This window comes from Modestobacter sp. DSM 44400, assembly GCF_900107175.1.
GTDB lineage: Bacteria > Actinomycetota > Actinomycetes > Mycobacteriales > Geodermatophilaceae > Modestobacter.
In genome coordinates this window covers 1-5,846 of record NZ_FNOZ01000099.1, presented here as the reverse complement: position 1 = coordinate 5,846, position 5,846 = coordinate 1, and the positions used below count along the sequence as shown (strand labels likewise).

Annotated in this window: 6 protein-coding genes and 1 pseudogene; 3 read left to right on the top strand and 4 right to left on the bottom strand. The window is 71.0% G+C overall.

The features are described 5' to 3' along the window. Positions 1–551 precede the first annotated feature (551 nt). Positions 552–966: pseudogene (locus BLW04_RS29925) on the bottom strand (MerR family transcriptional regulator). Positions 967–1,172: 206 nt separating this feature from the next. On the opposite strand from BLW04_RS29925, the gene BLW04_RS27160 reads away from it, so the two are divergent. Then, complete coding sequence (locus BLW04_RS27160; RefSeq protein ID WP_175484276.1) at positions 1,173–1,322, top strand: hypothetical protein; 150 nt, start codon at positions 1,173–1,175, stop codon at positions 1,320–1,322. 89 nt (positions 1,323–1,411) lie between these two features. Here BLW04_RS27160 and BLW04_RS24410 read toward each other — a convergent pair whose 3' ends face one another. The 3 genes from BLW04_RS24410 to BLW04_RS24400 all read right to left on the bottom strand — a co-directional run bounded on the left by BLW04_RS24410 (position 1,412) and on the right by BLW04_RS24400 (position 3,379). Then, positions 1,412–2,080, bottom strand: coding sequence for a zf-HC2 domain-containing protein (locus tag BLW04_RS24410; protein ID WP_091548135.1), 669 nt, complete (start codon positions 2,078–2,080; stop codon positions 1,412–1,414). After that, positions 2,077–2,601 carry a sigma-70 family RNA polymerase sigma factor gene (locus tag BLW04_RS24405; protein WP_091548133.1) on the bottom strand — a complete coding sequence of 175 codons (525 nt, stop codon included), beginning with the start codon at positions 2,599–2,601 and terminating at the stop codon, positions 2,077–2,079. The genes BLW04_RS24410 and BLW04_RS24405 overlap by 4 nt, the downstream gene beginning before the upstream one ends. A gap of 70 nt (positions 2,602–2,671) precedes the next feature. After that, a complete protein-coding gene (locus BLW04_RS24400; RefSeq protein WP_091548131.1) occupies positions 2,672–3,379 on the bottom strand; it encodes a hypothetical protein in 708 nt (235 codons plus the stop codon). Between the two features lie 378 nt (positions 3,380–3,757). On the opposite strand from BLW04_RS24400, the gene BLW04_RS24395 reads away from it, so the two are divergent. Both BLW04_RS24395 and BLW04_RS29920 read left to right on the top strand, forming a co-directional pair. After that, a complete protein-coding gene (locus BLW04_RS24395) occupies positions 3,758–5,242 on the top strand; it encodes a beta-propeller fold lactonase family protein (RefSeq protein WP_091548129.1) in 1,485 nt (494 codons plus the stop codon). 431 nt (positions 5,243–5,673) lie between these two features. Beyond that, a partial coding sequence (locus BLW04_RS29920; RefSeq protein ID WP_175484275.1) for a DUF202 domain-containing protein occupies positions 5,674–5,846 on the top strand: 173 nt, incomplete at its 3' end.

Sequence of the window (5,846 nt, the reverse complement as noted above, 5' to 3'; positions counted from 1 at the left end):
CCAGCGCACCTACTCGTCCACTCGCCGACCAAGCCCCCCGGAAGGAAGGAAGATGTGAGCATGCCCCACACCCCGGACAGCGCGACCGCCCTCGTAGAGGCCAGCCGGCTGTTGTTCACCACCGCAGTGATGTCCCACTCGGGGGGTCCAGGCCGTCGACGGCCCCCGCAGCACGCGGGGACGGGGCTGCGGGCATGCTCGACAGCCCAAGCCGAATCTCCGTCTGTTGGCGCGCTGTGCGGGACTCAATACCCGCCTATCGCCTGGTGGGGCGGGTGGGGCTCGAACCCACGACCCAGGGATTATGAGCACTTCCCGCCGGAACGCTGTGCGGACCTGGGTAAACGCAGATCGTTGGCGAGCGTGCATCGTCCAGTACCCGGCTGTAACGCCCCAGGCAACTACTTCCCCGACCTACTGCAGCCGCAGTGAGGTGGTTGTGCGGAGCGGCAAGCTGGGTCGACACAAGCCGCCCTGTGGCATCCCATCGGCCAGTCCAGAGGCGGCGCGGTGTTCGCTCGACCTCAGGACTGACCCACCACAGCCGCCGGCTAGACGTATCGGCAGACCGTGGTTGCGTCGCAGTGTGCGGCGTCGACCGAGGTGGCCGCGTCGCGGAGCTCGGCGACGGTGTGGCGGAGTGCCTGGAGGTCGGCGATCTGTCGGTCGAGGGTGTCCACGCCGGTGCTGAGCAGTTGCTGGACGTGGTGGCAGGGCGCGGTGCCCCCGTCGCGGACCTGGAGGACGTCGCGGATCTGGGCGAGAGTCAGGCCGGCGACGCGGCTGCGGCGGAGGAGATCGAGTCGCTGGAGCACGTCAGGGCGGTAGTCGCGGTAGCCCACTGAGGTCCGTTCCCGGGGCGGGCAGGAGACCGGCTTCCCCGTAGAAGCGCAGGGTCTTCGTCGTGGTGCCGCTGGCCTGGACAAGCTCACCGGCGTGGAGTTGGGGATGGTCGTACTCGTGCAGCCACCCCGGCAAGGCTGCTCGACGCCCTGTGCGCTGTCGCGGCGGGGCCCGGGGACGCGCGGCAGGTGGCCCGGCAGGGCCTGATCGTGAGGTCCTCATCGCGGTGACGGCCGCGTAACTGCTCGTGGCGTTGATCGGGCTGCAGGCGCTGGGCTCTTCTTGTTCGGCGGCACGCCGAGGCGTGGACCGGCTTCCGGCGCACCGGCGTGGAGGGCCAGCTGATGGCCGGCGAGCTGGCAGCCCTGGCGCACAACGCCTACTGCCACGTCGCCGGAGGGCTCTGCGAGCACGCCGCGTCGATGGGCGAGCGCCTTGGGACGGTCTTTGCACTTGTGCAGGCCATGGTCTTCGCCTGATCGGCCGGGGACTTCGGGTGGGTTGGCCAGGCTGCGGTAGCGGCGAGGTTGAGTGTTTCGTACTCGACCGGGCGGTGAGAGTCGTCGGGTCAGCGGTGCGCGAGTACCTCACCGTCCGGCCCGAGGACGCTGATGGTGCTGATCTCGCCGGGGGGCAGGGACGAGGCGCCGACGAGTTCGGCCGATCCGCTGGGTGTGGCGCCCCAGGTGGCGGCCTGTTCCGCTGTCTGGCGCGTGGAGCCGCCGACCTCGAGGGAGAAGGGCCCCTCCGCGGGCAGCCCGGAGACGTGCACCGTGAGCGCGGTGCCCCAGGGCTTGGCGACGAGCTCGACGTCCCCCTCTGCGCTGGCGCCCGCCGACGCGGTGAGCGCGAACCGCACTGCGCTGGGCTGGGTGTTCCGGAGGGAGGTGATGCCTGCGGTGGCCAGCGCCGCGACGGTCGCGGCGACCAGGACCGTCCGCATGACGGTGCGCCGCCGGTGTCGGTGACGGTCACGGTCGACCTCGCCCAGCAGACCGGGCAGGACGGCGGCGGACACGCTCCGGGGTCCCGTCCCCAGCGGCTCATCGACCCGGAGAGCGTCCTCGACGGGCAGCCGGCGCAACAGGGCCGGCAACGGCGCCGACCGGGCCAAGTCGGACCGGCACGGCTCGCAGCCGGGCAGATGCTCCTCGACGGCGCGTCGGTCTGCATCGTCCAGACCGCCGAGGACGTAGGCGCCGAGCAGCCGTCGTACGTCGTCGTGGTCGCCGGTCACCGGATGACCCCCATCTCCTCGAAGGCCGCGCGCAGTGCGCGTACGGCGTAGTAGCTGCGTGACTTGACGGTGCCTTCCGGAACGCCGAGCAGCCGTGCGGTATCGGCGACGCTGCGGCCCTCGTAGTGCAGCGCCCGGACGACGTCCCGGTGCGCCGGGGTGAGACGTTGCAGGGCCTCGGCGACCAGCCAGCCCTCGACGGCGGCGTCGATGTCCTCACCGGAGGGCGCGGCCGCCAGCGTCGTCTCGTCGCTGACCAGCCGGGGGCGCCGCTGGGCGGCCCGCCACTGGTCGGTGAGCACGTTGCGGGCGGTCGTCAACAGGTAGGGACGGACGTTGCCGCGGCGGTCGTCGAGGCCGTCCCGGTGTCGCCAGACGCGCAACAGCGTCTCCTGGACGACGTCTTCGGCGCGCTGGCGGTCTCCGTCGACGTAGCGCAGCACGAAGCTGAAGACCACCTCGGCGTGGTCCTGGCAGAGGTCGGTCATCAGCTGGCGTCCGTCGTCGTCGCGTTCGGGCATGCGGTCCTCGACTCCTCGTGCGGCGACGGCCCGGCTGTTCGGGCCGGGCCGTCGCATTCGTGGGCGGAGTTCAGGCCGGCGCGCCGTTGATCCGGAAGTGCACGCGCTCCACGTTGGAGGCCAGGCCGAGGGCTTCGAGGTCGTGGCGGTCGACGTCGCCGTCACCGTCGGCGTCGGGCACCACAGGCGGGGCGTCGTCGTAGACGCCGTTGTGGTTCAGGTCATCGACGACGGCGACGGTGAGGACGGTGTCGACGTCCTTGCCGGCGATCGGGGCACCGACGATCCAGGTGTCCCAGATCTCCGCGCTGCCGTCGTCGGACCGGTCGGTGACCCCGGTGAGGTTGAACAGGTTGGCCAGGTTGGTACCCGGCCCGGAGAACCCGGGGAGGGTCGCGTTGGTCGTGGAGACCAGGACGACGAGTCCGGGGAGACGGTCGTCCTTGCCGGTGGAGAAGGTGCCCGGGAACGGCGGGACGTTGTTGTGCCCGGCTGGGCCGGTCAACTGGAGACCGGTGAAGCCCGCCTCGGCGAGCCCGCCCTCGTACTCCAGGTCGAGGTCGACGAACCAGCCGGCCCCGCCGACCCCGGCGTCGTCGCCGTTGCTGGGTGACTCGATGTCCACGGTGACCGCACGGTGCTTCGAGCGGTCACCGGCGCGGTCGCCGTGCCCGTCGGGCGAGGCGGAGGCGGCGGTGAGCCCGGTCAGTGCGGTGACGGCGAGGGCGGAGGCGGTGACCGCGAGGACGGCGGTGGTCCGGGAACGGTGGATGGTCACGGGGGGCTCCCTGCAGTGGGCCCGGCGGCTGATCCGCCGGACATACCCCCGTGTACGACCAACCGCCGCGGCCGGTTCACCGGGCCGACGTGCAGGGAAGTGGGCAGCTGGCCGGGATGTCGCCGATCGACCTCGTTGCGTCGGCCGCGGTCGGACGTACCCGGTCCGGTTGCGCACGGCCGGTGTGCTTGGTGTCATCTACGTGGCCACAGCGGTTCTGTGGCCGAGGTGCGCACAGCCAACTCCGGGACCACGGAGCGGGCATGCCGGGGGCGATGACCAGGGCCGCCGGGACATCGCGGACGGCGTGGACGTCGTCCGGGAGATCGACCGCACCCCCGGTGCAGGCAATGCCTCCCGAACGTCAGGACGTGCCACATGATCGTGTTCGGATCCCATCGTGTCCTGGCCGCGTCGGCTGCGGTCGTGCTGCTGACCGCAGGTGGAGTCAGCAGTGCCGCCGCCCATGAGGCAGTCGACCCGGCTTCGCCCGGGGCAGCGAGTGCCGAGGGGGGTCGCTGGGTGGCGCCGGCCAACGGGAGCACGGGGATCGAGCAGGCACCGGCCCTTCCCGGTGCCCAGCCGATCTCTTCCGATGACCGCATATACACCGCCGATCAGAGTTCGAACACGATGACCGTGATCAACCCGGCCACCAACGAGGTCCTGGGCACCCTGCCGCTGGGGGAGAGTCGCCTCGACGGCGTCCTGGGCCCGGTGGACACCGACCAGGTCAACGTCCACGGGCTCGGCTTCTCCCGTGACGGGCGCTACCTGGATGTGGTGAGCGTGAGCTCCAACGCCGTCCAGATCGTGGACACCGCCACCAACACGGTGGTGGACACCACCTATCTCGGACGTTCTCCGCACGAGGCGTTCATCAGCCCGAACGGGCGCGAGGTGTGGACGGCGGTGCGTGGCGAGGACTACGTGTCCGTGGTCGACCTGCGCCGGGACCGCGAGACGCGGCGGATCGAGACCTCCCCGGGCCCGTCCAAGGTGGTCTTCAGCCCGGACGGCCGGACCGCGTACGTCAACCACCAGCGGGCTGCGGTCCTCGATGTGATCGACGTCCGGAGCAAGCGGATCACCGACCGGGTTCAGCTGACCCTCAGCGGCTCCTCCGACCTGGCCGTCAGCCCGGATGGTCGGGAGGTGTGGCTGGGGCACCCCGACAGTGGCAAGACCACCGTCGTCGACGCCCGGACCCTGAAAGAGAAGACCGTGCTGGACACCGGTCCGCGGACCAACCACCCCAACTTCATCACCACCGCGGAAGGCGCGTTCGCGTGGGTGACCGTGGGCGGCCTCGACGAGGTCAAGGTCTACCAGCGGGGGAACGGCGACCCCACACTGGTCGACACCATCGAGACCAGTGGCCACGCCCCGCACGGCATCTGGCCCAGCCCGGACAACACCAGGGTCTACGTCGCGCTGCAGAAATCCGACGCTGTCGACGTCATCGACACTGCATCGCGAAAGGTCATCAAGACGATCTCCGTCGGGCAGGACCCGCAGGCGCTGGTCTACGTCGCCCGCTCCGGCGGTGGCAGCAGCCAGGGACTCACCGATCAGGGCCTCGGCCAACGGGTGCAGACCTACCCGTTGACCGGCACCCCGACGGGCGCCACCGGGCAGGCGACCGTCCGCAACGTCCTCGGCCTCGACGAGGTTGATGTCACCGCCCGCGGACTCACCCCCGGAACCGCCTACGACGTGTACGCCCTCGCCGGGGACACCAGGACCAAGCTGCTCACCGCCACCAGCGACGACACCGGAACGATCCCCGAGGCCCTCGCCTTCGTCGAGTTCTTCGACAACGGCTACGGCGGCGTGGCCATCGAAGCGGCCGGAGCACCCTGACGACGCCGGCACCGGGCCGACGTCAGTGCAGATCCGGCCGACGGTCGAGGTCACCCAGTTGGCCGACTCCTGCCCCGAGGATGAGCAGGCTGGTCAGCAGCGTCGCCGTCGCCTCGATGCCCAGTCGTGGTCCTCGTCCTGGCTGAAGTGCCAGTCTGCCGGGGGAAGGTCGGCGCGTGGGCGTTGCCGGCGGGACACCGGGCCGCCGCGGTCGAGCTCGGAGTAGGCCCCAGGGCGAACGGCGGAGTGGTCGTCGCCATCAGCCACGTTTTCATCGGCGGGCCGATGGGGGCTGCCGGGCCGGCCGATCGCCGGCTGATCGCTGAACTTCACCAGCGGCGCGGTGAGCGCCGGATCCCGCAGGTGTCTCCCGTAGGTGATCGTCAGCTGCCGGCGACCGGCCTGGGGGCATCAGCCCGTCAGCGCAGCAGGTGCCCGGTGAAGACGCCGTGTGCGGTGCGGACGGCGACGGTGATCCATGCTGCGACGAGGCCGAGGAAGAAGAGGACGGCGGCGACGAGGCGGGCGGCAACCCGGGCAGGGCACGCGATCACCTGGCCAACGAACGCACCTACCTGGCCTGGCTGCGGACCGGCGCGAACGT